Below are 2548 nucleotides of genomic sequence, written 5' to 3'. Positions count from 1 at the left end.
CCGTCTTCTTGGTAAGCAATGATGGACGGCGTGGTGCGCGCGCCTTCGGCGTTCTCAATCACTTTGGTCGTGTTGCCTTCCATGATGGCCACGCACGAGTTGGTGGTGCCCAAGTCAATACCGATGATTCTTCCCATGAGATTCTCCAAAATTCAATAAAAGTACAGATGATTTGCAAATGGGGCAGGCTGGAAATTTTTCAAGTCCCCTTCTGCCAAAAAGGGTATTGCAAGTCTTATTTGGGGGCCGTGACGGTGACCAAAGCCGGGCGCAGCACGCGGTCGGCAATCTGGTAGCCCTTTTGCAGCACGGTGACCACGGTGTTGGCTTCTTGCTCGGCCGGCACCACGCTGATGGCTTGGTGGTGGTGCGGGTCGAACTTGGTGCCTGCAGGGGGGGCGATTTCGACCACTTTGTTGCGCTCGAGCGCGCTTTTGAGCTGGCGCAGCGTGGCTTCAGAGCCTTCGCGGATTTGCTCGATCGTGACGTTGGGGATGGCCAAGCCGGCTTCCAGGCTGTCGAGCACGGGCAGCAGGCTGTCGGCAAAACCTTCAACGGCAAATTTCCGGGCTTTGGCGATTTCGTCGTCGGCGCGGCGACGGGCGTTTTGCACATCGGCTTGGGCGCGCAGGAACTGGTCTGCCAGGTCGGCGTTTTGCGCCTTCAAATTGGTCAGCTCGGCCTGGACGTCGGCCAGCGGATCGGTGGGTGTTGAAGCGGTGGCTTCGGCTGCCGCCAGTTCTGCTTCATTCAGGGGGTTCGGGTGGGGGTTTTGTGTGGCTTCTGACATGAACAAGGTCCGCAAATAGTGGATACCCCTTCTAAGTAGGGGCGATGCATCAGGCTTCAAGGGGGATTTTGTGTGGGGCACACAGCGTTGGGATGCAAGAAAAAACCCGCCAAGCGGCGGGTTGGCCCAGGACCCTGCCGATCGGGGCTCAGCTCAGGGCCAGCAATTCCACATCAAATTTCAGGGTGGCGTTGGGCGGGATCACGCCGCCAGCGCCCCGGGCACCGTAGCCCAACTCAGCGGGGATGATCAGGGTGCGCTGGCCGCCGACCTTCATGCCCGCAACGCCTTCGTCCCAGCCTTTGATGACCATGCCCGCGCCCAGACCGAACACAAAGGGGTCGCGGCGGTCACGGCTGGAGTCGAATTTCGCACCTTGTTCGCCGTCCTTGTAGAGCCAGCCGGTGTAGTGCACTGTCACGTCTTGACCTGGGGTGGCTTCAGCGCCTTCGCCCACGAGGGTGTCTTCGTATTGCAGGCCGGAGGGGGTGGTGTTCATGGGGTTCTTTCTGGAAATGGGGGCTGTCACCAGCCCGTTGGCAAGCCGAAATTATGCCAGCAGGCCCCGGCGTGCCAGATCGCGCATGAGGGCGTTCACGCCATAGGCCCAAGGGGCCACCTGGTCAGAGGTGTTGACTTGGTTGACCAAGGTGCCCAGCTGGGGCGTTGCGATGCTGACCACGTCGCCCACCACATGGGTAAAACCCTGGCCTGGACCATGGCGGTCTTGGGTGGGGGCAAACAGGGTGCCCAAAAACAGCATCATGCCGTCCGGGTATTGGTGGTATTTGCCCATGGCTTGGCCCGCCAAGTCCAGTGGGTCGCGGCTGATTTGGTTCAGTGCGCTGCTGCCGCGCATCACAAAGCCTTCCGGGCCTTGCACGGTCAGGCTCAGCTCGCATTGGCGCACGTCGTCGATGGCAAAGTGCTCGTCAAACAACCGAATGAAGGGGCCGATGGCGCAACTGGCGTTGTTGTCTTTGGCTTTGCCCAGCAGCAAGGCGCTGCGGCCTTCAAAGTCGCGCAGGTTCACATCATTGCCCATCGTCGCGCCTACCACTTCACCTCGCGAATTGACGGCCAACACAATTTCTGGCTCGGGGTTGTTCCATTGGCTGCCGGGGTGAATGCCCACCCATGCCCCGCTGCCCACGGCGCTCATGGGTTGGGCTTTGGTGAAAATTTCGGCATCTGGCCCGATGCCCACTTCCAGGTATTGCGACCACATGCCTTGGGCCAGCAAGACTTCTTTGAGCTGAGCCGCCTCGGGCGAGCCGGGTTTCACGCTGCGCAGGTTGTCGCCAATGACCGCCACCACCGCCTGGCGCACGGCTTCAGCCTTGCTGGCGTCACCCCGGGCTTGCTCTTCGATCACGCGCTCGAGCATGCTGGCCACAAAGGTGACGCCAGCGGCCTTGACGGCTTGTAAGTCGCAAGGGGCTAAAAACCAAGGCTGCGTGGTGTCACGTTGGGTTTCGTCACTGTTAGCCAGGGCTTCGCTGGTGCGGGCCAAGGGGCGGGCTTGCCCAGCGGCTAGGGCGGCACGCACGCGGCGGGCAAGGTCGGTTTGTTCCAGTAAATCGCTGCAAGTGGGCGCTAAAGAGGACAAGTCCAGCACATCTTGCGGCGTGATGGCCACCAAAGCAGGCCCTTGACCTGGCACCCACAAACGGCCCACCAGCAAAGCCTGATGCGCATCTTGGGGCAGTTGTGTGTTGAGCATGGGGATCACCGATGAAAAAAATCGCATCTTGGCAG

Annotated in this window: 4 protein-coding genes; all 4 read right to left on the bottom strand. The window is 60.8% G+C overall.

Annotated features, from left to right (window positions below; genetic code table 11):
• Nucleotides 1-137: Hsp70 family protein (locus Q0341_RS01210; RefSeq protein ID WP_299510001.1), on the bottom strand; the 137-nt coding region annotated here is incomplete at its 3' end.
• Nucleotides 138-235: 98 nt separating this feature from the next.
• Nucleotides 236-790, bottom strand: a complete 555-nt coding sequence (gene grpE / locus Q0341_RS01205; protein WP_299509999.1) for a nucleotide exchange factor GrpE — start codon at nucleotides 788-790, stop codon at nucleotides 236-238.
• 148 nt (nucleotides 791-938) lie between these two features.
• Nucleotides 939-1289: an FKBP-type peptidyl-prolyl cis-trans isomerase gene (locus Q0341_RS01200; RefSeq protein WP_299509998.1), complete on the bottom strand. Its 351-nt coding sequence runs from the start codon at nucleotides 1287-1289 to the stop codon at nucleotides 939-941.
• A gap of 51 nt (nucleotides 1290-1340) precedes the next feature.
• On the bottom strand, nucleotides 1341-2513 hold the full coding sequence (locus Q0341_RS01195) for a fumarylacetoacetate hydrolase family protein (RefSeq protein WP_299510000.1): 1173 nt from the start codon (nucleotides 2511-2513) through the stop codon (nucleotides 1341-1343).
• Between the last annotated feature and the right edge of the window lie 35 nt (nucleotides 2514-2548).

Source organism: uncultured Limnohabitans sp., assembly GCF_937889215.1.
GTDB lineage: Bacteria > Pseudomonadota > Gammaproteobacteria > Burkholderiales > Burkholderiaceae_C > Limnohabitans_A.
The sequence above is the reverse complement of the archived record's forward strand: the minus strand, read 5'-3'. Positions and strand labels throughout refer to the sequence as shown.